Source organism: Burkholderia sp. ABCPW 14, from assembly GCF_001523835.1.
Taxonomy (GTDB): Bacteria; Pseudomonadota; Gammaproteobacteria; order Burkholderiales; family Burkholderiaceae; genus Burkholderia; species Burkholderia mayonis.
The window spans coordinates 137,413-161,402 of the sequence record NZ_LOVS01000111.1 but is presented as its reverse complement, the minus strand read 5'-3'; the positions used below and the strand labels follow the sequence as shown (position 1 = coordinate 161,402).

The window sequence follows — 23,990 nt, the reverse complement described above, 5'->3', positions numbered from 1 at the left end:
TGCCACAAACAAAAGAGGCCCACGTTGTCCGAGACCACGCTCCCTTCCGTCGCGTCGAACCCGACGTCGCGCGACAAGCCGTTGATCGACGTCGAGACGTCGATCAACGAATACCTGGACCGGCAGGACTGGCGCGTCAACGCGAACGCGAACCAGGGCTACTCGCTCGGCGGCCTGATCCTGAACGTGTCCGGCAAGGTGATCGCGAATTACTGGCTGAGCCACGTGTATCCGGGCGAAATCGGCGAAGCGCATCGCAACGCGGATCTGCACATCCACGATCTCGACATGCTGTCCGGCTACTGCGCGGGCTGGTCGCTGCGCACGCTGCTCGCCGAAGGACTGAACGGCGTGCCCGGCAAGGTCGAGTCGGGGCCGCCGAAGCACATGTCGAGCGCGGTCGGCCAGATCGTGAATTTCCTCGGCACGCTGCAGAACGAGTGGGCGGGCGCACAGGCGTTCAGTTCGTTCGATACGTACATGGCGCCGTTCGTGCGCCGCGACGCGCTCACCTATGCCGAAGTCCGGCAGTACGTGCAGGAGCTGATCTACAACCTGAACGTGCCGTCGCGCTGGGGCACGCAGACGCCGTTTACGAACCTGACGTTCGACTGGACCTGCCCCGACGATCTGCGCGAGCAGGTGCCCGTGATCGCCGGCGGCGAGATGCCGTTCACGTACGGCGATCTGCAGAACGAAATGGACATGATCAACCAGGCGTACATCGAAGTGATGCAGGCGGGCGACGCGGCGGGCCGCGTGTTCACGTTCCCGATCCCGACGTACAACATCACGGCCGATTTCGACTGGCACAGTCCGAATGCCGAGCGCCTGTTCGAGATGACCGCGCGCTACGGGCTGCCGTACTTCCAGAACTTCATCAATTCGGAGCTGAAGCCGAACATGATCCGCTCGATGTGCTGCCGGCTTCAGCTCGACCTGCGCGAGCTGATGAAGCGCGGCAACGGGCTCTTCGGCTCGGCCGAGCAGACGGGATCGATCGGCGTCGTCACCGTGAATTGCGCGCGACTCGGTTATCTGCACGCGGGCGACGAGCGCGCGCTGCTCGCGCGGCTCGACGCGCTGCTCGACCATGGCAAGACCAGTCTCGAGATCAAGCGCGACGTGATCCAGCATCACATGGACAACGGGCTCTTTCCGTATACGAAGCGTTATCTCGGCACGCTGCGCAATCATTTTTCGACACTCGGCGTGAACGGCGTCAACGAGATGATCCGCAATTTCACACACGACGAGCACGACTTGACGACCGACTGGGGCCACGCATTCGCGCTGCGGCTGCTCGACCACGTGCGTGCGCGCATCGTCGAATATCAGGAAGAGACCGGCCATATGTACAACCTCGAAGCGACGCCCGCCGAAGGCACGACGTATCGCTTCGCGAAGGAAGACCGCCGCCGCTATCCGGACATCCTGCAGGCAGGCACGCCGCAAATGCCGTACTACACGAACTCGTCGCAGCTTCCGGTGGGCTTCACCGACGATCCGTTCGAGGCGCTCGAGCGCCAGGACGATCTGCAGCGCAAGTACACGGGCGGCACGGTGCTGCACCTCTACATGACCGAGGCGCTGTCGTCCGCCGATGCATGCCGGACGCTCGTCAAGCGCGCGCTCACCCGCTTCTCGCTGCCGTATCTGACCGTCACGCCGACGTTCTCGATCTGCCCGACGCACGGCTATCTCGCCGGCAGCCACGAGTTTTGCCCGAAGTGCGACGAAGCGCTGCTGCGTCGCAAATTGTCTCAACCCCAACCGATGGAAGCCTGAACATCATGACGACACTGCAAGCCAACAACCCAACCGCCCTCGCCGCGATCTCGCTGTCCGACGACGAGCGTCAACCGTGCGAGATCTGGACACGCGTGATGGGCTATCACCGTCCCGTGTCGTCGTTCAACGTCGGCAAGAAAGGCGAGTTCCACGAGCGCCAGTACTTCCGCGAACGCGAGTCCGGCGAAGTCGCGCTGCGCGCCGCGGCGTAAGCTCATCGCTCGCGCGATGAATCTCGCTCTCGCCCGGCGTCATCCGCTCAAGGTGGGCGGGCTCGTCCCGTTCACCGCGACCGATTATCCCGGCCAGTTCGCAGCGGTCGTGTTCGTGCAGGGCTGTCCGTGGCGCTGCGGGTATTGCCACAATCCGCACCTTCAGGCGCGCTCGCAACCGGCCGAATTCGAGTGGGACGCGCTGCTCACGTTCCTCGCGCGCCGGGTCGGCCTGATCGATGCGGTCGTGTTCAGCGGCGGCGAGCCGTCGATCGATCCCGCGCTCGCCGCGTCGATCGACGACGTCAAGCGGCTCGGATTCAAGGTCGGCATGCATAGCGCGGGCACGCATCCGAGACGGCTCGCGCATCTGCTGCCATCGCTCGACTGGATCGGACTCGACGTGAAGGCGCCGTTCGACGACTACGCGCGCACGACGCGCGTGCGCGCGAGCGGCGGCCATGCGCGGCAAAGCCTCGAAGCGGTGCTCGCAAGCCGCATCGCGTACGAATGTCGGACGACCGCGCATCCCGACCTGCTGCCCGAGCCGGCGCTGCTGCGCATCGCGCACGAGCTCGCGGATCTCGGCGTCGAGAATTACGTACTGCAAGTGTTCCGCACGCAAGGATGCGACGACGGTGCGCTGAATGCGGCGTCGCTCGCCGGCTATCCGAGCGATGCGCTGCTCGGACGGCTCGATCGTCTATTTGTGAATTTTTCGATTCGTCGCGGTTGAATCGGCCGGCGCGCGGCCAGTGGCGACGGCGACGCATTGCTGCCGCCACTCGATTGCCGATCGATTCGGATAGCCGACGAGCCGATCGCGCTTCGTTCGGCGTGGATCAGACTTTGTCGTGCGGTTCGGCGTCGATGTCGATGTCGGCGCCCATGTCGACGCGCGCCGCCTCGGGCTCGTCCTGCGCAAGCTTCAACGCCTCGCTCCGTGCAAGCGAAAGAACGCGATTCGCATCGTCCGGATCGAAATCCTCGTGAAAACGCTTCCTGACGCCATGCTCGCCGAGCTGCAGATGCGCATCCGGAACGATCCCGTGCCGCTCGAGGCTCCTCTTCGCGCACACGAGCGGGCAGCCGTCGATCGCGAGAATCGGCCGGCCCGAATGCGCGACCTTCAATAGCGACGGCACCTCGCCACCGACGCCCGCGATGCACGACATCTCCGCGTCGCCGCCGCGGTCGAGCCGCACCGCGACGTGATTCGCGAGTTGCGCGACGTTCGAGCATCCCGAGCAGGAATAGACGAGCGGCAGCGTTTTCGTTTCGTTCCTCATCCCGTTCTCCTGATCGACTGGCTCGGTTCGCGTACGTACTCGCGTACGTACTCGCGTACGTACTCGCGTGCGTGCTCGCGTACGTATGCGCGTACGTACGTCAGTCGGGCATCCCGCTGCGCTCGATCGGCCTCTGGCGGAACAGCCGCGTCGGCAACCATTGTTCGAGCGAAAACACCGACAGGTCGATCGCGTCGAGCGAGTTCTTCACGAGCAGTCCGAGTTCGGTATCGCCTTCCATCGTCAGGCGCCGGCTGAAGAACAATGTGTCCGGGTCCTCGCGGCGCTGCGACAGCAGATAGAAATCGTAGGCGGTCGCGCCAATCGTCAGATCGACGTCGCCGCGGCCGGGCAGCGGCGAGAACGCGCCGCGCCGGCAGACGAAATCGAATGCGATACCCGCATCCTTCACCTGGATGCGCAGCGGACGATTCTCCAGCAACGCAAGCGTCTCCGCGGGCAAGTGCTTGCGCAGCACGAGATTGATCCCGCCCGCGAGCAGCATCGACCCCGGATACGCGGGCAATGTCGACAGCAGCTTGCCGAGCGCGGGCGGCAATTGATAGATCGGGGCATTCATCGCGGATTCCTCACAAACCAATCGGAAGCGGCGCGGCGCATGCCGCGCCGCGGCTTCAATGCGCGACGCGCTCGAGGCCCGGCTTGCCGTGCCAGTAGCCGTTGCACGACGTCTCCGGCGTCCGCTCGTGCAGCGCCGCAAGCGCGTCGCGCATGCTCGTGCGGCCGATCAGGACGCCATGGAACGCGTCGATCACGTCGGCCATGTGCTGCGATTGCGGGCTCAACCTCACGACGTCGACGTTCAGCGCACGCAGCGCGTCGATCTCGTCGATCAGGTTGTAGACGCGCGCGGACTGCGTCGAGATGCCGTTGAGCACGAGGAACGGCTCGCCTTCGCGCGTGTTCAGCGGCAAGCCGTCCGGATGGTCCATGCACACGTACTGGCAGTTGTCCTTCGGGAAATTGCGATTCCGCGCGGTGAAGCAGCGTGCGGAGAACGCGAGCGGAATGCGCCCGTAGGCGAACACTTCGGTCTGCAGATGCTCCGGCCGATCGGCTTGCATCTTCGCGAGGCCCGCTTCGCTCATCTCGGGCGGCATCACCCAGCGGCGCGCGCCGAGCTCCGCGAGCATTGCGAGCGTCGGCGGGTTGTAGACGTTGAGCCACGGTCCCGCGACGAACGCGCGCGGCGCGTTGCAGCGCACGGCGCCCATGTCGTTCGCCTCGACCAGATAGCGGCCGTTCTCGGCGATCTCGCGCATCGTCTTCAGATCCCGGCCCGATTCCAGCAGCACTTGTGTCGACAGCACCACTTCCTTGCCGGCCGCGGCCAGCATGTCGGCGATCTCGAGCCAGTCCGCGAAGCGCAATTCGTGACGGCGCGAACAGACTGTCTCGCCGAGATAGACGATGTCGACAGGCGTCTCCGACATCGCCTGATAGAACTGCATCGTCGCGACGCGCGGCCAGTAGTACTGCACCGGCCCCAAAGCAATTTTCATGATCCTCGCTCCCGCATTCAGGCATGCGCCGTCATGCGTTTCATTTCCATGGCCGGTGGTAAGCGCCGAGCGTATGCTGCTGCCCTTCCGCGACCTTGTTCAATTCCGTCATCCAGGCGGGCTTCACGTAGTAGCGCGCGAGGTTCGCCGCACACTGATCGATCGCGTCGCGCCACACGCGCGTCACTTGCGCGACGTACGCGGGACTGCGCTGCCGCCCTTCGATCTTGATCGCCCGCACGCCGATCTGCATCAGCTTCGGCAGCAGCTCGAGCGTGTTCAGGCTCGTCGGCTCCTCGATCGCGTAGTAGCTTTCGTCGTCGACCGTGAAGCGCCCTTTGCAGAGCGTCGGATAGCCGGCGTTCTCGCCATCCGCGTAACGGTCGATCAGCACGCCGTTCAGCCGCGACTCGAGGCCGTCCGGCGTCTTCTGCCAGCGCACCGATTTAGCCGGCGAGCACACGCCCCGCGTGTTCGGCGATTCGCCCGTCGCGTACGACGACAGCGCGCAACGCCCCTCGACCATCACGCACAGGCTGCCGAAGCCGAACACCTCGATCTCGACCGGCGTATTCCCGGCAACCTGCTCGACCTGCGTAAGCGACAGCACGCGCGGCAACACTGCGCGCGCGATGCCGAAATGCTCGTGATAGAAATTGATCGCCTCGTAGTTCGTCGCAGAGCCCTGCACCGACAGATGCAGCCGAAGTTCCGGATAGCGCCGGTGCGCGAAGCGCATGAGCCCCGGATCGGCGACGATGATCGCGTCGACGCCCGCGTCCGCCGCGCGGCCGACCGCCTCCTGCCAAGCCGTCCAGCCGTCAGGCTGCGGATACGTGTTGAGCGCGACGAGCACCTTGCGGCCGCGCTCGTGCGCGTAGCGGATGCCGGTGTCGATCGCCTGTGCATCGAAGTTCAGGCCCGCGAAGTTGCGTGCGTTCGTCGCGTCGCGAAAGCCGAGGTACACGCAGTCTGCGCCGTTGTCGACGGCGGCCTTCAGCGCGGGCAGGCTGCCTGCGGGACACACCAGTTCGATTTGCGCGGCATCGGTCGCGCAGTGACTGCTTTGCGTCATAGCATGACGGCTCCATCAAAGAGAGGAGAAACCGCTCGCGGCATGCCGTCGAGCGGCGGGGATGGACATCGCCCGGGTCGAAGCGCCGTCAGCTCAGCGCGGGCAGCGGCACATGAGCCGGCTCGGGCGTTTCGGCTACGGCGACCGCGGGCGTCGCGCCCGTCAGCAGATAGTCGATCAGCTCGCGCGCGGAACGGATCTCGTGACCGAACGGCAGCGTTTCCGAGCCGCGGAAGAACAGGCCGCGCTTGATGTCGCCCGCGAGCGCGAACGCGAGCCGCGTATCGATGCAGAACTGGCCTTGCTTCGCGATGCCGTCGCGCAATCCGCATTGCTGCAGGCAGTCGAAGCCGACCAGACACTTGCGCGGCTTCGCCGCGCGCTGCAGCTTCTTTTCCCGTTCCAGATAGTTCGTGAGCCACGGGGTGCGCACCGCACGCGCGGGCAAGCCCGCGACGCTCATGAACGTGACGATGTCGTCGGGCCCCGCTTCGACGAGCACCTTCTTGAAGTTCGGATGCGCGTCACCCTCTTCCGTCACGGCGAACGGCGTGCCGAGCTGCACCGCGCTCGCGCCGAGCGCGAACAGCTGCCGCACCTGCTCGTGGCTGTGGATGCCGCCCGCCACGATGAGCGGAATGCGTTCACGCTCGATGCCGAGTTCCTTGAACAGTTCGAACGTGCCTTCCAGCACGGCGGGAAATGCGAAATTCGGATTGTTCAGGCTGTCCGTCGTCGGCGCGCCGAGGTGACCCGCCGCGTAGCGCGGATTCTCGATGACGACGGCGTCGGGCAGACGGTTCTTGCGCATCCACTTCTTCAGCACGAGCCCGATCCCGCGTGCATCCGACAGGATCGGAATCAGCGCGACGTCGGGAAAATCGGCGGTCAGCTCCGGCAAGTCGAGCGGCAGGCCCGCGCCGACGACGACCGCATGCGCGCCACTCTCGCACGACTGCCGCACGTACGACGCATACTCGGACAACGCGCGCATCACGTTGACGGCGACGAGTCCGCTGCCGTTCGCGAGCGACTTCGCCGCACGGACCTCGCGATCCAGCGCTTCGAGATTCGCCGCGTCGATGAGCGCGCGGTCGCGCGAGCGGCCGGTGCGCGCCATCAGATCGGGGTGATGTCGACGCAGGTCGACACTCGAGATCGTGCCGCACGCGCCGAGCGACGCGACGGTGCCCGCGAGCCGATGCGCGGACACGCCGACGCCCATCCCGCCTTGCACAATCGGCAGCAACGGCCTGCCCTTGATCACGAGATTTTCGAATGCGGTTTTGACGGCGGACACGGCGAATTCCTGAAAGGGGCGGCTTACGCCCGGTGCGTAAGTGTGCGGCCGAAACCGTTTCCGTCGCCTTAATCCGCGTCAAGATCTCTGTCTGGGCCATGCCCCTGACCGGGGTTATGATCAGAATACCGAAACATGGCTGCGTCGCGTCGCCACGCCTTGGTGTCGCGGCCGCGCGCAACGGCCGCCGCGCACGTTCCCGACGCCGCTCTCGGCCAGCATCTTCTCCGACATGCAGCGCAAACTCGAACTCGACCATTCCCCCGCGCTGAGCGCGCCGCTGCGCTTCTTCATCAGCGCGCCGCTCTTCGCGATCATCGCGGCAGGCGTGCTGCTGTGGGCCGGACCGGATGCGTTCGCGTCGCGCTGGTCGCCGTACGCGCTCGCGCTCGCGCATCTGTGCGCGCTCGGCATGCTCGCGACGACGATGATCGGCGCGATGATCCAGATCATGTCCGTCGCAGCCGGCATCCGGATCGCGTCGCCCGTCGCAAGTGCGACCGCGATCCATGCATGCCTGACGCTCGGCACGCTGCTGCTCGCGGCGGCGTTCGCGTGCGCGGCGCCTGCGTTGTTCGCGCCCGCCGCGCTCATGCTCGGCGCGGCGTTCCTCTGGTTCGCGCTCGCATGCGGGATCGGCTTCGCGCGTCACTGGCGGCGCATGCCGGCAGGCGCTGCGAGCGTGCTGCGCACCGTGCGCCTCGCATTGATCGCGCTCGCGGCGACCATCGCGCTCGGCGTATCGCTCGGGCTCGCGCTCGCGCTCGGCTGGCGTCTGCCCTTCTTCTCGATCGCGCTCGTCGATCTGCACGCGACCTGGGGGCTCGCCGGATGGGTCGGGCTGCTGACGATCGGCATCTCGTACCAGCTCATCCCGATGTTCCAGGTGACCGAACCCTATCCGCGCATCGTCACGCGCTGGCTCGGCCCATGCGTGTTCGCGCTGCTCGGCGCGGCGTCGATCGTCGCATTCGGATTTGCCGGCCGCATCGGCTTGGCCGCCGATGCGATCCGAATCGCGCTGTATACGGCGTACGCGGCATTCGCGGCGCTGACGTTTCATCTGCTATGGACCCGCAAGCGTCCCGACGCCGATACGACGACGCTGTTCTGGCGCACCGCGACGGCAAGCGTCGGATGCGGCAGTCTGCTCTGGATCGCGAATGCGGGCATCGGCGGCCGCGACGTCGCGGTCACGACCGGCGTGCTGCTGATGATGGGCGGCGCATGGTCGGCGATCAACGGCATGCTCTACAAGATCATCCCGTTCCTGCTGTGGTATCACGCGCAGAAGTCGAGTGCGAACGCCATTCCCGCGATGCCGAAGGTCAAGGACATGCTGCCGGACCGCATCGCCCGCCAGCAGTTCTTCGCGCACGCCGTGGCGCTGCTGCTGCTCGTCGCCGCGAGCGTAACACCCGGCGCATTCGCGCGGCCGGCCGCCGTCGCGCTCGGCGTGTCGGCCGGCTGGCTCGCCGTCAACATGCTCGGCGCGCTGCGGCGCTACGCGCAAGTCCGGCGGCGAATCGCGTCAATACTGCATCTCCGAGCGTAGACGGCTCACGTCGGGAATGAAGATGTCGCGACCATTGACGACGACGAGCTCACGCGTGCACAGATCGCGCAGCACGCGCGAGAAATGCTCCGGCGTGAGGTTCAGCCGCGACGCGATCGCCTTCTTGCCCGTTTCGAGGCGAATCTGCAGGCCGGACTCCGGGGGCGTATCGGTCTGTTCGAGCAGATAGCTGATCACGCGCTGCGTACCCGAGCGCAGCGAATACGTCTCGACGTCGACAACCAACTGATGCAGCCGCATGCTGAGGCTCGCGAGCATCCTGCGCGCGAACACCGGATTGTGATCGAGCTCCTCGATCACGGCGGCCTTCGTCACGTGCAGCAGCAGCGTGTCGGTGAGCGCCTTCGCCGTCACCGCATACGGCTTGTCCATGAACATCACCGCTTCGCCGAAACTGTCGCCCGGCCCGAGCAGACGCACGATCTTCTCGATGCCGAGCGGCGAGAACGAACTCAGCTTGATCTGGCCATAGACGATCATGTGGAAACCGCCGCACGAATCGCCGCGGCTGAACACCGTCTGCCCGCGCGGCGCCTGCACGCGCATCGTGCCGCGCGCGAGATTGTCGAGCTCGCCGCGCGAAAGCGCGCTGAAAAGCGGCAATTTCGAGAGGAAGTCCTGTACGGGAATCTTGCTTTCTTTCATCACGCCCCCCCCCGACTAGATCAGCTTCGAATAGGACGCCGAAGCGGGCCGGCCGAGATAGCCGTCGAACACCATGCCGATCGCGCGCACGAACATGCGCCCCTTCGGCGTAATGGCGATTCGGTCAGCGTCGATCGTCAGCAGGCCCGCTTCGCGATAGGGCTCGAGCCGCGCGAGCTCGGGCTCGAAATACCGTGCGAAGTCGATGCCGTGCTTGCGGCCGATCGCGGCGAAATCGAGCGGCGTGCTGCACATCACCGTCATGATGACGTCGCGCCGCAGCAGATCGTCGGGCGTCAGCGCGAAGCCGCGCTCGATCGGCAGGCGCCCGGCGTCGAGATGGCGGTAGTACGTCTTCAGCGAGCGCGTCGATTGGCTGTACGATGCGCCGATCTTGCCGATCGCCGAGATGCCGAAGCCGATCAGATCGCATTCGGCCTGCGTCGTATAGCCCTGGAAATTGCGATGGAGACTGCGTTCGCGCAGCGCGTTGCTCAGCTCGTCGGTCGGCTTCGCGAAATGATCGAGCCCGATGTACACGTATCCCGCATCGAGCAGCCGCCGCGTCGATTCGATGAAGATGCGCAGCCGATCCTCGGCGAGCGGCAGCTCCGGCTCGACGATCAGGCGCTGGGCCTTGAAGCGGCTCGGCAGATGCGCATAGTTATAGACCGCGATGCGATCGGGCGACAGCCGGATCACCTCGTCGAGCGTGCGCGAGAAGCTCGCGGGCGTCTGCCGCGGCAGTCCGTAGATCAGATCGATGTTGATCGACTCGAAGCCGGACGCTCGGCTCGCGGCGAGCGCGCGCTCGACCATCGGCAGCGGCTGGATGCGATGCACCGCTTCCTGAACGGACGGATCGAAATCCTGCACGCCGAAGCTCGTCCGATTGAAGCCGAGCTCCGCGAGCGCCTGCAGCGTCTGCTCGTCGACCGTGCGCGGATCGATCTCGACGCCGAGCTCCGCGTGCGGCGCGAAATCGAAGTGGCTGCGCAGCGCGCGCATCAGGCGCGCGAGCTCGTCGATCGCGAAGAACGTCGGCGTACCGCCGCCGAGATGCAGTTGCGTCGTCACGCGGTCGCGGCCGAGATGCGGCGCCGCGAGCTCCATTTCGCGGATCAGGTAGTCGACGTAAGCGCTCGTCCGGCTATGGTCCTGCGTGATGAGCTTGTTGCATGCGCAGAAGTAGCAGAGCGACTCGCAGAACGGCAGGTGCAGATAGACCGACAACGGCGGATTGCGTCCGGCCGCCGCGCGGCATGCAAGATGCTCGCGGTACGCGTTCTCGTCGAATGTATCGGAAAACCGGTCGGCCGTCGGATACGACGTGTAGCGCGGCCCTTGGCGATCGAAGCGCCGGATCAGCGCTTCGGAAATCTGAACGTCCGCGAACGCGGACACGTCGTGGTGGGGAGTGGGCGCGGTCGTATCCGTGCCGTCGTTCGAATGCGTCGTGATGTCCATCTGCTTGTACCCTGGCATGCCGCGCGAAACGCCGGCGTTCCATTGTCGGGCGAGCGGCACGGACGGACTTGATGTAAATCAACCTCCGACGTTGCACGCGCGCCGCTTGCGGCGCGGCGCGCGTGTACGCTGATGGGCTGGCCGTCCGCTACGCGAGCACGAAGCGCCCGACAAGCTGTCCCATGTGCTCGGCCTGTTCGCGCAGCGACGCGCTCGCGGCCGCCGATTCCTCGACGAGCGCCGCGTTGCGCTGCGTCACTTCGTCCATCTGCGTGATCGCCGCATTGACCTGCTCGATCCCGTCGCTTTGCTGCTCGGACGCCTTCGCGATTTCGCTGACCACGGTGTCGACGCTGCGGATCGACGCGTTCACGCTGTGGATCGCATCGTCCGCACGCTTGAACAGCGACGAGCCGTCGGTCACGTGCCTGATCGACTCGTGAATCAGCTCCTTCACGTCTTTTGCCGCGGTTGCGCTGCGATGCGCGAGCGCACGCACCTCGCCTGCGACGACCGCGAAGCCCTTGCCCTGCTCGCCCGCGCGCGCCGCCTCGACGGCCGCGTTCAGCGCGAGAATGTTGGTCTGGAACGCGATGCCTTCGATCACCGACACGATCTCCGCCATCTTGTTCGAGCTGTCGTGAATCTTCGTCATCAGCGACACCGCACGCCCCATGATCCGGCCGGTGTCCGCCGCGCGTTCGGATGCCTCGGCGCTCAGCGAGCTCGCATGCGACGCGTTCGACGCGTTGTGGCGCACCGTCGACGTCAGCTCTTCCATGCTCGCGGCCGTCTCCTCGAGCGACGCCGCCTGCGTCTCGGTGCGGCCCGACAAATCGAGATTGCCGGCCGCGATCTGCTGGCTGCCGACCATCACGGAATCCGCAACGCGACGCGTCTCGGTCAGCGTCTGCGCCCAGACGTCGAGCAGCGCGTTGAAGCCGTCCTTGATGAACGCGAATTCGTCGCTCCCGCGCACCTCGAGACGCGCGCGCAGATCGCCGTCGCCGACCGCGCGCATGCAGCCGGACAATTGCGCGACGTCGTCGTGCGTCGACATCGCGAACGCGACGAAGAGATACAGCGCGCACGCAACGAGCGCGACGCTCAGCGTCATGACCGCGATCACCTTCGTCTGCTCAGCGTGCGCGCGCTCGGCGAGGCGCTCGCGCAATTGCTCCGCGAGCACGCCGTGTGTGCGGTATAGCGCGTCGATCGCATCGGTGCCTCGCTGGAAGTACGTTTTCGCATCGATCGCCGCGTCGCCGCCCGCGAGCGACGCCACCGCGCGCTGAAATGCCGCGACCGCGCCGAGATCGGCGCCGTCCAGCGCCTGCGCGCCGCCGCTGCCGCCGAGCCCTGCTTTCATCCGCTCGAGATGATGACGGATCACGTTCATCTGCTCGGCGAGCCCCATTGCGCGCACCGCGAGTTCACGCTTGTCGGCGTCGCCGAACGAGCCGCCGCTCAACGCGGCCGAACCCTTGCCGCGCAGCACGCCGACAGTCTCGGCAGTGCCCGGCAGCACGAACAGCACCGAGTCGATCAGGTGATAGTTCGACGCATCCGGATCGATGCCGAGCTGCGACGCGACCGCGAGGTCCTTCTCGAACAGGAAGATCGAGTGTATGACTTCGGTATGCGAATTGAAAAGCGCAGCGGCGGGCCTATCGAGTCCGCCCGCCGCCGCCTTCGCATATTGGCTCGCGAGCGCGTCGACCGGCGCGACGACGTCGAATCTGCCGGTGTCGCGCACCTGCTGCTTCAAGGTCGACACGAAGCGATCCGCGGCTGCGTTCGCCGCATCGAACTTCGCGCGCATCGCGTCGTTGCCCGCGAGCACCGACGCGCCCGCGCCGCGCCGCACCTGCACCGATTTCAGCAGATCCTGCGCCGTTTCGAGGATCGTGATGCCGTCGCGTTCGCTTTGCGTCGTCGCATACGCGTGAAGTGCGGTGGCGAGCGTCGCATAGAGCGCCGCGACGAGCGGCACCATGAACAGCACGGCGAGAATCGCGAGCTTCCTGGGCAATTTCAAGTGCGCCATCACGCGCATTCCAGGTCCAAATAATTGCTTGCTCATTCCTGCCCCTTTTCGATGTGATGAGACGACCGTATCGGCCTCAGTGCTGTATACGGATCGATCGGCCCGAGACTTGAATAAAATCAATCATCGGATATCGACATCGAAAATATCTCCGCATCGTACAAATTGCGCCGCGCGCGGCCAATGCCGTTGTCGGCTACGGCGCGAAGCACGCCGGCGGCACGCACATGCTTCGAAACTCTGCGCACCCCGCGTCATTTGCGCGCATCCAGCGCGACGCCGGCCGCGCCATGCGTCGGCACGCCGCGAATGCGCTAATGCTCGGTTTTCCTGATCATCGTTTGACGCAAATCAAAAACAGCGTTCGATGTGGGATTCCGGCAACGCGCGACGCCGACGAATGCCGGCACGCCATCGCCGCATCGTGCATGTCCGAGGCCGGGCAATTCAGGCCCAGTCGTCTTCTGCTGCCTGCATCGCTCGCGACTACCGCGAAATCGCGACCCGTCGCCGCGCACCAACCCGCGCACAAACGTTGGACCTGCATCGATTCACACACTAAGATACATCGTAAATGCATCTTACGTGGAGCGCCAACATGAAGATCCCTCTCGCGACCCATCAGCCGACTCGACAACCCACCGGCCTGCCGATGCTGCGGCTCGGATTCTGGCCGTTCTATCTCGGCGGCGCGTATTTCGGGGCCGTCTCGATCGCGCTCTGGCTCGCATCGCTGCATGGCTATCCAGTCGCCGGACGGACGCCCGGCATGAGCGGCCTTGTCTGGCATGTACACGAAATGGTGTTCGGCTTCTCGACCGCGATCATCGTCGGCTTTCTGCTCACGGCAATCCGCGCGTGGACGTCGCGCGATACGCCGCATGGCGCGCAGCTCGCCGCGCTGTGGCTGCTGTGGGCCGCCGGCCGCCTTCTCGTCTGGGCGGGCCCTGAACCGCTCGCCGCCATCGTCGACTCCGCATTCCTGCCGGTCACCGCGGTCATCCTGTTGCGCGTGCTGCTCGCCGCGCGCAATCATCGCAACGTGTTCCTGACCATCGCGCTCTTCCTGTTCGGCGTGCTGAATATGCTCTTTCACTGGTGGGCCGCGCACGGACGCTTCGATCTCGCGCTGCAGGCCGCGTATGCGGCCGTCGGCTTCATCATGCTGTTCGTCGTCGTGATCGCGGGACGCATCGTTCCGACGTTCACGATGAACGCGATTCCCGGCTTCACGGTGAAGCGCTGGAAATTCGTCGAGACGCTGGCCGCGCCCGTCACCGTGCTCGCGTTCTGCGCGGATGCGACGAACTTGCCCGCCGCGCTCGTCGCCGCGATCGCGTTCGCGGCGGCCGCGCTGCACGCGATGCGCGTCGTCGGCTGGCGCTCGTGGCGCGTCGGCGCGCGGCCTATCCTGTGGATCCTGCATGTCGCGTATGCGTGGGTGCCGGTCGGCTTCGCGATGCTCGCGCTTGCCGCGCTCGACATCGCGCCGCACTCGCTCGCGATTCATGCGCTGACGGTCGGCGTGATCGGCTGCGCAATCGTCGCGATGATCACGCGCACCGCGCTCGGACATACGGGCCGACCGCCGCGCGCCGGGCCGACCGAGATCGTGTGCTATTGGCTGCTGATCGCAGCCGCGCTCGTGCGCGTGTTCGGGCCGTGGCTCGCGCCCGACGCGACGAGCGTCTGGGTCGATCTGGCGGGTGCGTGCTGGGTGGCGGCGTTCGCCGCGTATGGGCTGCGCTACACCGGCTATCTGACGTCGTCACGCATCGACGGCAAGGCGGGTTGAACCGTCGATTCGTCGCGACCCGATTCGCGACATCCGCGTGGTTCTGCCGCGGCAGAACGAGCGTCGAATGCCGCATTGCGCATCGATCGAACGACGAGAGACACGCGCTCCGATCGGGACGGACTCCGACCGGTTTTCGATCCGGCCCAACTCCGCCCCGACACCGTGCGAAAAGCCGCGCCGCGCCAGCAGGCATCCCGAGCGTGTCGCCGTCCGCCGCGGCAGCACGTTGACGGGACACGGCCCATGGCGCGTGCCGTCCGGCCCCGCCTCGCGTCTCATATTCAGATCGTAAAGACACGACTCGAAACAGGGTCTCCGCTCGATCGCTTGCGGCTCGTCAAATAGCTGCATACCATATACATCAATTAGATTCCAGACCGAATCGAGTCGCGTCCCGCGTTCCGTTCCGAACCGCATCGTCGCGACCGCCCTGCTCTACACGGATTCGCCCATGCTCAACGTCGACCAAGCCACGCCGCTCGCACGAGCGCTCGAACAATCGTATCGGCACGGGTTCGTGACCGACATCGAATCCGACTCGCTGCCGCCCGGTCTCGACGAGAACGTCGTCCGCGAGATTTCGCGTCGCAAGCGCGAACCGGAATTCCTGCTGAAATGGCGGCTCGCCGCGTTCGAGCGCTGGCTGACGATGTCGCCGCCCGATTGGGGCAAGCTGCGCATCGCGCCGATCGACTTCCAGGCGCAGTCGTACTATTCGGCGCCGAAATCGCTGAAGGACCGGCCGAAGAGCCTCGACGACGTCGATCCGAAGCTGCTCGAGGCCTACGAGAAACTCAACGTGCCGCTGCACGAGCGCGCGCGGCTCGCCGGCGTCGCGCTCGACGCGGTGTTCGACTCGGTGTCGGTCGGCACGACGTTTCGCGAGCAGCTCGCCGAAGCGGGCGTGATCTTCTGTTCGTTCTCGCACGCGGTCGAGCATCATCCCGAGCTGATCGAGCGCTATCTCGGCACCGTGGTGCCGCCCACCGACAATTTCTACGCGGCGCTGAATTCCGCCGTGTTCTCCGACGGCTCGTTCGTCTACGTGCCGGAGGGCGTGCGCTGTCCGATGGAGCTGTCTTCGTACTTTCGCATCAACGCGCAGAACACCGGCCAGTTCGAACGGACGCTGATCATCGCCGAGCCCGGCAGCCACGTCAGCTATCTCGAAGGCTGCACCGCGCCGCAACGCGACGAGCATCAGCTGCATGCGGCCGTCGTCGAGCTCGTCGCGCACGACGACGCGCACATCAAGTATTCGACCGTGCAGAACTGGTATCCCGGCGACGAGCGCGGCGTCGGCGGCATCTACAACTTCGTGACGAAGCGCGGACTCTGCGCGGGCGCGCGCTCGCACATCGCGTGGACGCAGATCGAAACGGGATCCGCGATCACGTGGAAGTATCCGAGCGTCGTGCTGCGCGGCGACGAATCGAGCGGCGAATTCCATTCGATCGCCGTATCGAACCACTATCAGCAGGCCGATACCGGCACGAAGATGATCCACCTTGGCCGCAATACGCGCAGCCGGATCGTGTCGAAGGGAATCAGCGCCGGCCGCGCCCAGAACAGCTATCGCGGCCTCGTGCGCGTCGCACGCAGCGCCGCGGGCGCGCGCAACCACACACAGTGCGATTCGCTGCTGATCGGCCCGCAGTGCGGCGCGCACACGTTCCCGTACATCGAGAGCGCACGCCGCGACGCCGTCGTCGAGCACGAAGCGACGACGACGCGCATCTGCGAAGACCGCCTCTTCTATTGCCGGCAGCGCGGCATCGATCCGCAGGAAGCGACGGCGCTCATCGTCGGCGGCTTCTGCCAGGCCGTGCTCGAAGCGCTGCCGATGGAATTCGCACTCGAAGCGAAGGCGTTGCTCGCGGTGTCGCTCGAAGGCGCCGTCGGCTGATCCCCCAAACGTGACGAACCGAGGAAGAACCATGAATCAATCCGAACCTCTGCTGCAGATATTCGACCTGAGCGTCGACATCGCCGAGCGCCGCGTGCTGCAATCGGTGTCGCTCGACGTGCCGGCCGGCGCGCTCGTCGTGCTGATGGGCGCGAACGGCAGCGGCAAGAGCACGCTCGGCATGACGCTCGCGGGCCATCCGGCGTATCGCGTCGCGCACGGCCGCGCGCGATTCGCCGGGCAGGACCTGCTCGCGATGAGCGTGCAGGACCGCGCGCGCGCCGGCCTGTTCCTGTCGTTCCAGGCGCCGCCCGACATCCCGGGCGTAAAGAACAGTCTTTTCATCCGAACGGCGCTCAACGCGGTGCGCGAAGCACGCGGCGATACCGCGCTCGATGCGGTCGACTTTCTCGGCGATGCGCGCGCGGCCGCCACGCGCGTCGGCCTGTCCGATGCGATGCTCAATCGTTCGATGAACGAAGGTTTCTCGGGCGGCGAGCGCAAGCGCAACGAGCTGCTGCAGCTCGCGCTGCTGCGTCCGCGGCTCGCGATGCTCGACGAGATCGACTCGGGGATGGACGTCGATGGCGTGCGCGCGACGATCGATCTCATCGGCCGGCTGCGTGAGCAAGGCACCGCGTTCGTGATCGTGTCGCATTACCTGCAGATGATCGAGTCGCTCGCGCCCGACGCCGTGCTGCTGCTCGATCGCGGTCGCATCGTCGAATCCGGCGATCTCGACCTCGCCCGCGAGATCGCCGCAAAGGGTTTCGTTCGCTCCGACGCGCTCGTGGAGGCCTGACGCGATGACGACGACAGACACCGACAGGCTCGCCGCCCGCCGCCAATTGTCGGCACACGGCTGGATCTCCCGCCGCGCCGAATCGTTCCGTCATCTGCCGCCGCCCGCGGCCGATGCGTGGCTCGGCGACGACGTTCACGGCGCACATGCAACCGATCTGCCCGCCGCACGCGCCGGCTGGATGCTCGCGCCCGTCGGTTCCGGCTCGCTCGAGCATGTCGATGCATGCTGGCTGAGCACCGCCGATCCTGACGAGCGCGCCGCGCTATTCGAGGATCTGCCGACGCAACCCGGCGACGACGCCGCACCGTTTTTCTGGGCGCATCGCGCGCTATGCGAAGCGGGCCTGCGTCTGCGCGTCGGCAGCGGGCCGGCGCGCCGCACACCCACGATGCTGCAGCTTCGGCTGCAACCGCATGCGGGCGTCGAAGCGCCGCTCGTCGTGATCGACGTCTTGCCCGGCGCGCACTGCATGCTGATCGAGTCGCACGAGCACGATCTCGCGGGCCGCAGCGGCCCGATCACGCAGAATCTGCATGCGTACGTCCGGCTCGGCGCCGGCGCGTCGCTCGAACATCTGCGCATCGCGACGCCCGGCGCGCACGACCGGATCGCGCATCACGTGCACGTGCGGCTCGAGCGCGACGCGCAATACCGGCAATCGCTGCTCGGCGCGGGCTGTGACTACCACCTGCAGCGCACCGTGCTCGATCTGCGCGGCGAACGCGCGCTCGCGCGCGCGTCCGGCGTGCTGTTCGCATCGGCACACGCGAAGCTCGAGCAGCAAGTGCGCGCATCGCACGCCGCGGCGCACACACAAAGCTCGATCGATACGCTCGCGCTCGCAAGCGGCGACGCTCAGGTCGTCGCGAATGCGTTTTCGTCGATTGCGGCGGGCGCGTCGGGCGCCGATCTTCGGCAGCGTCTGAGCGGCATTCCGACGAGCGGCGAGCCGCGCGTCGTGCTGCGACCGCATCTCGAGATCCATCACGACGACGTGCAGGCCGCGCACGGCGCGACGTGGGGCGCATTGCCCGACGACGCGCTCTTCTACGCATGCCAGCGCGGTCTCGATCGGCGCGACGCGCTGGCGATGATCGTCGCCGGGATGGCGCACGCGGCGCTCGCGCGCGGCATCGACACGCCCAGCACGCTGGAGACGCTCGGCGGCGACGCGCTGCTCGCGCGCGAAGTCGCACGGCACCTCGCTGAACGACCGGAGAGCCGTCATGGGTGACATGCCGCGCTCCACCACGATGGCGAGCGCGTTTCCGGCGCTCGCGCAGCGCATCAACGGCGTGCCGCTCGTCTATCTCGACAACGCGGCGACGACGCAGATGCCGCAGCCCGTCCTCGCCGCGATGCGCCGCTTCGACGAGCGCGATCGCGCGAACATTCATCGCGGCGTCCATACGCTGAGCCAGCGCGCGACCGACGCGTACGAGCATGCGCGCGATACGCTGGCGCGCTTCGTCGGCGCCGGCGCCGACCACCTGCTCGTCTTCACGTCCGGCACGACCGACGCGCTGAATCTCGTCGCGCAAGGCCTGTCGCTTCCGGGCCACGCGCCCGCGGTACTGCGCGAAGGCGACGAGATCGTCGTCAGCGCGCTCGAGCATCACGCGAACCTCGTGCCGTGGCAGATGGCCGCGCGCCGCTGCGGCGCGCGATTGCGGACCCTCCACGCCGATCCGCAAGGCCGTCTGCATGTGAAGGATCTCGAACGATTGCTGACGCCGCGCACCCGCGTGTTCGCGGTCACGGCCTGCTCGAACGCGACGGGCGAGCGGCCGCCGTACGAAGCGCTGCTCGCGGCCGCGCGCGCGGCGGGCGCGCTGACGGTGCTCGACGCGGCGCAGGCGGCCGGCCACGAAGTACCGGATGTGTCGGCGCTCGCGTGCGACTTCGTCGCCTTCTCCGGCCACAAGATGTACGGGCCGATGGGAACGGGCGCGCTCGCCGGCCGCCGCGAGGCGCTCGAGCGGCTCGTCCCGCTGCGCTTCGGCGGCGACATGGTGAGCTGGGTCGGCGAAACGGACGCAACGTTCGACGCATTGCCGGCACGGCTCGAAGGCGGCACGCCGAACGTCGAGGGCGTCGTCGGGATGGCCGCCGCCGCCGACTACATCGACGAAATCGGCCGTGCGACGATCGACGCGCACGTGCGCGCGCTGCGCGATCACGCGGCCGCGGGCCTCGCGGCGCTCGACGGCGTGACCGTGCTCGCCGAGCACGCATCGTCGGCGATCGTGTCGTTCGTCGCCGACGGCGCGCATCCGCACGACATCGGCACGTTGCTCGACGAGCGCGGCATCGCGGTGCGCACGGGCTACCACTGCGCGCAGCCGCTTCTCGAACGGCTCGGCTGCGGGCCGACGACGCGCGCGTCGTTCGCGCTCTACAACACGCACGACGAGGTCGAGCGTCTCATGGCCGGCGTCGCGCAAGCACTGAAGGTATTGCGATGAATTCGACTTCCTCCCTCGCTGCGCCCACCGACGCGCAAAGCACGCTCTATCAGGAGCTCATCGTCGAGCACAAGCGTGCGCCGCGTCACTTCGGCAAGCTCGGCGATCCGACGCACGAAGCGCGCGGACACAATCCGCAGTGCGGCGACGACCTGAAGGTGCAGTTGCGCATCGAAGGCGGCCGGATCGGCGACATCCGCTTCGACGGCTACGGCTGCGCGATCTGCATCGCGTCCGCGTCGATGATGACGGAGGCCGTGATCGGTCGCGACATCGAAGCCGCGCGGCAGTTGCAGCAGCGATTCCGCGCGGTGCTGACGGGCCAGGCCGAGCACGACGAAGCGTATCTCGGCAAGCTCGCGAGCCTCGTCGCCGTGCAGCGCTATCCGAGCCGGATCAAATGCGCGCTGCTCGGCTGGCATGCGCTCGCGCACGCGCTCGACACGCCCGCGGCCGCTTCGTCCGATCAGGAACCGCATACATCATGAGACGCCCGAAAGAAACTGTCATCGTGCAGCGAGCGGTCGCCGTCGAATGCGTGCCGTCCGGCGCGCCGCTCGACATTCCGGCGGGCACGATCGCCGAAGTGACGCAGGCGCTCGGCACGAACTTTACGCTCATCGTCGGCGGCCAGATGGTACGGCTGCGCGGCGCGGATGCGGACGCGATCGGCCGGGTTCCGCCCGAAACGATCGAAGCGCCGGACGAGGTCTCGCCGGACGAGGCCGAAGCGTTCATCTGGCAGACGCTGAAGACCTGCTACGACCCGGAAATTCCGGTCGACATCGTCGAGCTCGGTCTCATCTACGCGTGCACGATCGAGCCCGCCGAGCACGACCGATTGCGCGTATCGATCAGGATGACGTTGACGGCGCCCGGCTGCGGAATGGGCGAAGCGCTCGCCGACGAAGTTGCCGACAAGGTGCTCGCGCTGCCGTTCGTCGGCGAGGTCAACGTCGACATGGTGTTCGATCCGCCGTGGGATCGCTCGCGCATGTCGGAGACGGCGATGCTGACGCTCGGTCTCTGACGCGAAAGCGCCGTGCCCATGAAGTGACGAAACGCTGAAGCCGATCGCTCGCATCTTCCCGCCCGTGCTCGCGGGCGTTTTCTCTATCGGGATCGACGGCTTCGAAGCCAGGCGAAACGATGCGGGCCTGTGCGGAAGTATCGCGGGCCGCACGACACACCGACGCCCGCCCCCGGGTTCGCCGCAGCAACGCGACGCGACACACAGGCCGGACGTCACAGCACGCGATTCAACCGCCGCAGCTGCCGCCCGAACAGCAACTGTCGCCCGCGTCGTGCCCGAACGCGCCGTCGCGCTTCGCGATCTGCACGCGCCACTGCGACGGCCCGGCCTCCAGATAGGTCCATTCGAACGCATCGGCCGCACGCTCCTCGAGCTGATAATAAAGCGGCTTCGGATCGTGATCGTTGATGAGCTGCAATGCCTCGCCGTCGGGCAATGCGTCGAAGGTGCCGAAGATCAGCGCATGGCGCTTGTGATGAGGAATCCTACGAACGTCGATGATGGATGCGTACTGCGCGGTCATGACTTGGCTCTTGAAAAAGGAGAGGGATGCGGCGCGCGGCCGATGCGCAACGCTCGCCACCCGCCGGGAAACGCCGTTGGCGATCACCCGGCTTGCAACATGCATCGGTTAGCGATATAACGCGCATGTACTGCGCATGTTATAGCGCGCCACCCTCGATAGCAACATAAGACATGCATCTTTTTGCCACGTATGCGACTCTCTGAATACACGGACTACACGTTGCGCGTGCTGATGTACTGCGCGTCGAATCCGGACCGACTCATCACGATCGCCGAACTCGCCGAGCGCCACAACGTGTCGAAGAATCACCTGACGAAAATCGTCAACAGCCTCGCGCGCCAGGGCACGCTCGAGACGACGCGGGGCCGCGGCGGCGGCGTGCGACTCGCGCTGCCGCCCGGGCGCATCGGCATCGGCGACGTGATCCGCGCATCCGAAACCGACTTTCGTCTCGTCGAGTGCTTCGACCGGCACACGAACACTTGCATGCTCGCGGCGAAATGCCGGCTCGAGCGGCTGCTCGACAGCGCACTGCGCGCGTACTTCAAGGAACTGGACGGCGCGACGCTTGCCGATCTTGTCGGCCCACCGGCGAAGAACGGATTGAGCGCTGCCGAGAAGCTGCATGAGTTCGCGATCGCGATGCCGGCGAAGGGCGCTGCGCGAACGCGATGACGGGCATGCGTGCGGAAACGGACGAGCGACGCGCATCGCACTCGAACGCGAGCGCGAGCGACCCGCGATCGTTGCGCGGCTGAGCCAGCCGCAGCCGAGCCCGCTTCCGTTCATCGTCTCCGCGCCGCCGCCCCGCGATCGGCGGGGTCGCGTCAGACTTCGGTCTGCTCGTCCGTCATCGCGAAATTGAGCATCTTCAGGTGAGCGACCATCATCGAGTCCATTGTCCGGACGTGATGATCGAACCATTCCGATACCTCCACCAGCAACTGGCGGCCCAGTTCGAACTGCGCGTCGCGCGCGACCTTGTCGCGCACCGCCGCCGCCACCTTCAGCACTTCGTTGTGATCGGCCGCATGGCAATACTGCGGCCCGAACTTCGTGCTCGCCATCCAGCGCTCTTCTCGTTCGAAGTGCTGCCGGCAGTGATCGGCCCAGGCGTCGAACGCCTGCAGGAAATGCGCGTCGTCCGCGCGCGCGGCCGCATCGAGCAGTTGGACGAATTCCGTATGAACGGCGTCGACGAACGGATCGTCGAGTTTCAGCTCGGGTGAGAGGTCTTGCATCGAAGAACGGAAGTGGTGTGTGACTCGGAGGCGACCTGACGGATCGCGTCTTCGAAGGTACATGCCGCTCGGGCCTTTCGCTCGCCGATCTTCGTTCCCGTTGATTCAGCACAAGCTTTTCGGGCCGCTCGCGGCCATCGACGGCCGTCGGGGCGAGCGCGCGCCGCATCGGCTTTTCCCATTCGAGCCGCCTTTCAGATGCGCATTTTCGTCACGCATTGAGCTCGTCTGAACACACATCAAGACCTCGTCCCATTGGTTGTTTGCGAATCGTCAACATGGGCCGCGCGAAATTCCGCTACATTCCGCCGCCAAAGCGACTGGATGTCGCATCAAGTTCGACGAAGGCGTTTCGACGTCTCGCAAGCCCGCTTCATCACACACTCAGGCGAACTGTCATGGTCCGAAGAATTACGAGTAGAACGTCCGCGATCTTGAGATTAGGACTCGTCGCGGGTCTTTCCGGATGCAGCGAACTGCACGTGCTCGATCCGAAAGGCGCGGTCGGCGCCGCGGAGAAGTCGCTGATCGCGACGTCGACGTGGGCGATGCTGATCGTCGTCGTGCCGGTGATCTTCCTGACGCTGCTCTTCGCGTGGCGCTACCGCGCCTCGAACCGCAACGCGACCTACGCGCCGAAGTGGGCGCATTCCACCGCGATCGAGATCGTCATCTGGACGGTGCCGTCGCTGATCATCCTGTTCCTCGGCATCCTCACGTGGAAGACCACGCACGAGCTCGATCCGTATCGGCCGCTCGAATCGCCGGTGAAGCCGATCGACGTCGAGGTCGTCGCGCTCGACTGGAAGTGGCTGTTCGTCTATCCGGACCTCGGCATTGCTTCGGTGAACCAACTGGCGGTGCCGGTCGGCACGCCGGTCAATTTCCGCATCACGTCCGATTCGGTGATGAATTCGTTCTTCATCCCGCAGCTCGGCACGCAGGTCTACGCGATGGCCGGCATGCAGACGCGCCTGCACCTGATCGCCGACGAGCCGGGCGACTTCGCCGGCATTTCCGCGAATTACAGCGGCCGCGGCTTTTCCGACATGAAGTTCCGCACGCTCGCAACGCCGCGCGACGCATTCGACGCGTGGGTCGCGAAGGTGCGCGCATCGTCGGACCGGCTCGACATGACCGCGTATGGCCAGCTCGCGCAGCCGAGCGAGAAGCAGCCGGTGCGCTACTACTCGACGGTCGATCCGCGCCTCTTTCACAACATCATCGCGAAATACAACAACGGCCAAGTCCTCGATCTGACGGACGCCGCCTGTCGGACGAAGGGGTAACG

The 23,990-nt window shown here is 66.2% G+C and carries 23 protein-coding genes; 13 read left to right on the top strand and 10 right to left on the bottom strand.

The window, feature by feature from the left end; genetic code table 11:
* The first annotated feature begins 24 nt into the window (after positions 1 to 24).
* From WS62_RS17225 to WS62_RS17215, 3 genes are read left to right on the top strand one after another with little or no spacing between them, the layout of a single operon-like run.
* Complete coding sequence (locus tag WS62_RS17225) at positions 25 to 1,788, top strand: ribonucleoside triphosphate reductase (RefSeq protein WP_066572962.1); 1,764 nt, start codon at positions 25 to 27, stop codon at positions 1,786 to 1,788.
* Positions 1,789 to 1,790: 2 nt separating this feature from the next.
* Positions 1,791 to 2,003, top strand: coding sequence for an anaerobic ribonucleoside-triphosphate reductase (gene nrdD / locus WS62_RS38665; RefSeq protein ID WP_082716550.1), 213 nt, complete (start codon positions 1,791 to 1,793; stop codon positions 2,001 to 2,003).
* Between the two features lie 16 nt (positions 2,004 to 2,019).
* A complete protein-coding gene (locus WS62_RS17215; protein WP_066572959.1) occupies positions 2,020 to 2,739 on the top strand; it encodes an anaerobic ribonucleoside-triphosphate reductase activating protein in 720 nt (239 codons plus the stop codon).
* A gap of 106 nt (positions 2,740 to 2,845) precedes the next feature.
* On the opposite strand, the gene WS62_RS17210 is transcribed toward WS62_RS17215, so the two are convergent.
* The 5 genes from WS62_RS17210 to WS62_RS17190 all read right to left on the bottom strand — a co-directional run bounded on the left by WS62_RS17210 (position 2,846) and on the right by WS62_RS17190 (position 7,190).
* Complete coding sequence (locus WS62_RS17210) at positions 2,846 to 3,292, bottom strand: putative zinc-binding protein (protein ID WP_066572956.1); 447 nt, start codon at positions 3,290 to 3,292, stop codon at positions 2,846 to 2,848.
* A gap of 100 nt (positions 3,293 to 3,392) precedes the next feature.
* Positions 3,393 to 3,872: a ubiquinone anaerobic biosynthesis accessory factor UbiT gene (ubiT, locus tag WS62_RS17205; RefSeq protein ID WP_059473858.1), complete on the bottom strand. Its 480-nt coding sequence runs from the start codon at positions 3,870 to 3,872 to the stop codon at positions 3,393 to 3,395.
* A 55-nt stretch (positions 3,873 to 3,927) separates the two neighbouring features.
* Entirely contained in the window at positions 3,928 to 4,815 is an 888-nt protein-coding gene (locus WS62_RS17200; protein ID WP_066572953.1) for a U32 family peptidase, read from the bottom strand.
* Between the two features lie 40 nt (positions 4,816 to 4,855).
* Positions 4,856 to 5,890, bottom strand: coding sequence for a ubiquinone anaerobic biosynthesis protein UbiU (ubiU, locus tag WS62_RS17195; protein WP_066572948.1), 1,035 nt, complete (start codon positions 5,888 to 5,890; stop codon positions 4,856 to 4,858).
* Between the two features lie 88 nt (positions 5,891 to 5,978).
* Positions 5,979 to 7,190 (bottom strand): NAD(P)H-dependent flavin oxidoreductase, encoded by a 1,212-nt coding sequence (locus WS62_RS17190; RefSeq protein WP_066572945.1) that lies wholly within the window; start codon positions 7,188 to 7,190, stop codon positions 5,979 to 5,981.
* A 232-nt stretch (positions 7,191 to 7,422) separates the two neighbouring features.
* On the opposite strand from WS62_RS17190, the gene WS62_RS17185 reads away from it, so the two are divergent.
* Positions 7,423 to 8,745: a hypothetical protein gene (locus WS62_RS17185; protein WP_066572942.1), complete on the top strand. Its 1,323-nt coding sequence runs from the start codon at positions 7,423 to 7,425 to the stop codon at positions 8,743 to 8,745.
* On the opposite strand, the gene WS62_RS17180 is transcribed toward WS62_RS17185, so the two are convergent.
* The 3 genes from WS62_RS17180 to WS62_RS17170 form a co-directional block, all read right to left on the bottom strand.
* Positions 8,722 to 9,411 (bottom strand): Crp/Fnr family transcriptional regulator, encoded by a 690-nt coding sequence (locus tag WS62_RS17180; RefSeq protein WP_066572941.1) that lies wholly within the window; start codon positions 9,409 to 9,411, stop codon positions 8,722 to 8,724. The two genes, WS62_RS17185 and WS62_RS17180, sit on opposite strands and share 24 nt — an antisense overlap.
* Positions 9,412 to 9,426: 15 nt before the next feature.
* On the bottom strand, positions 9,427 to 10,878 hold the full coding sequence (gene hemN, locus WS62_RS17175; RefSeq protein ID WP_066572940.1) for an oxygen-independent coproporphyrinogen III oxidase: 1,452 nt from the start codon (positions 10,876 to 10,878) through the stop codon (positions 9,427 to 9,429).
* A 148-nt stretch (positions 10,879 to 11,026) separates the two neighbouring features.
* The gene (locus tag WS62_RS17170) at positions 11,027 to 12,961 is read right to left on the bottom strand and encodes a methyl-accepting chemotaxis protein (protein WP_066572939.1); all 1,935 of its coding nucleotides are present in this window, start codon (positions 12,959 to 12,961) and stop codon (positions 11,027 to 11,029) included.
* Between the two features lie 562 nt (positions 12,962 to 13,523).
* On the opposite strand from WS62_RS17170, the gene WS62_RS17165 reads away from it, so the two are divergent.
* The 7 genes from WS62_RS17165 to sufT all read left to right on the top strand — a co-directional run bounded on the left by WS62_RS17165 (position 13,524) and on the right by sufT (position 20,929).
* Positions 13,524 to 14,720 carry an NnrS family protein gene (locus tag WS62_RS17165; RefSeq protein ID WP_066573046.1) on the top strand — a complete coding sequence of 399 codons (1,197 nt, stop codon included), beginning with the start codon at positions 13,524 to 13,526 and terminating at the stop codon, positions 14,718 to 14,720.
* A 454-nt stretch (positions 14,721 to 15,174) separates the two neighbouring features.
* Positions 15,175 to 16,629: a Fe-S cluster assembly protein SufB gene (gene sufB / locus WS62_RS17160; protein WP_066572937.1), complete on the top strand. Its 1,455-nt coding sequence runs from the start codon at positions 15,175 to 15,177 to the stop codon at positions 16,627 to 16,629.
* A gap of 31 nt (positions 16,630 to 16,660) precedes the next feature.
* Complete coding sequence (gene sufC, locus WS62_RS17155) at positions 16,661 to 17,431, top strand: Fe-S cluster assembly ATPase SufC (RefSeq protein ID WP_066572934.1); 771 nt, start codon at positions 16,661 to 16,663, stop codon at positions 17,429 to 17,431.
* 4 nt (positions 17,432 to 17,435) lie between these two features.
* Entirely contained in the window at positions 17,436 to 18,668 is a 1,233-nt protein-coding gene (locus WS62_RS17150) for a SufD family Fe-S cluster assembly protein (protein ID WP_066572932.1), read from the top strand.
* Complete coding sequence (locus tag WS62_RS17145) at positions 18,661 to 19,899, top strand: aminotransferase class V-fold PLP-dependent enzyme (protein ID WP_066572929.1); 1,239 nt, start codon at positions 18,661 to 18,663, stop codon at positions 19,897 to 19,899. The genes WS62_RS17150 and WS62_RS17145 overlap by 8 nt, the downstream gene beginning before the upstream one ends.
* Positions 19,896 to 20,387, top strand: a complete 492-nt coding sequence (gene sufU / locus WS62_RS17140) for a Fe-S cluster assembly sulfur transfer protein SufU (protein ID WP_066572926.1) — start codon at positions 19,896 to 19,898, stop codon at positions 20,385 to 20,387. Before WS62_RS17145 ends, sufU begins: the two co-directional genes overlap by 4 nt.
* Positions 20,384 to 20,929, top strand: coding sequence for a putative Fe-S cluster assembly protein SufT (gene sufT / locus WS62_RS17135; RefSeq protein WP_066572923.1), 546 nt, complete (start codon positions 20,384 to 20,386; stop codon positions 20,927 to 20,929). The genes sufU and sufT overlap by 4 nt, the downstream gene beginning before the upstream one ends.
* A 229-nt stretch (positions 20,930 to 21,158) precedes the next feature.
* On the opposite strand, the gene WS62_RS17130 is transcribed toward sufT, so the two are convergent.
* Positions 21,159 to 21,455 carry a DUF2249 domain-containing protein gene (locus tag WS62_RS17130; protein ID WP_066572921.1) on the bottom strand — a complete coding sequence of 99 codons (297 nt, stop codon included), beginning with the start codon at positions 21,453 to 21,455 and terminating at the stop codon, positions 21,159 to 21,161.
* Between the two features lie 192 nt (positions 21,456 to 21,647).
* On the opposite strand from WS62_RS17130, the gene WS62_RS17125 reads away from it, so the two are divergent.
* Complete coding sequence (locus WS62_RS17125; protein WP_010105195.1) at positions 21,648 to 22,133, top strand: RrF2 family transcriptional regulator; 486 nt, start codon at positions 21,648 to 21,650, stop codon at positions 22,131 to 22,133.
* A gap of 152 nt (positions 22,134 to 22,285) precedes the next feature.
* Here the strand turns inward: WS62_RS17125 and WS62_RS17120 are convergent, their stop codons facing one another.
* A complete protein-coding gene (locus tag WS62_RS17120) occupies positions 22,286 to 22,699 on the bottom strand; it encodes a bacteriohemerythrin (protein WP_066494161.1) in 414 nt (137 codons plus the stop codon).
* 398 nt (positions 22,700 to 23,097) lie between these two features.
* On the opposite strand from WS62_RS17120, the gene cyoA reads away from it, so the two are divergent.
* Positions 23,098 to 23,988 carry a ubiquinol oxidase subunit II gene (gene cyoA, locus WS62_RS17115; RefSeq protein ID WP_066572919.1) on the top strand — a complete coding sequence of 297 codons (891 nt, stop codon included), beginning with the start codon at positions 23,098 to 23,100 and terminating at the stop codon, positions 23,986 to 23,988.
* Positions 23,989 to 23,990: the final 2 nt, after the last annotated feature.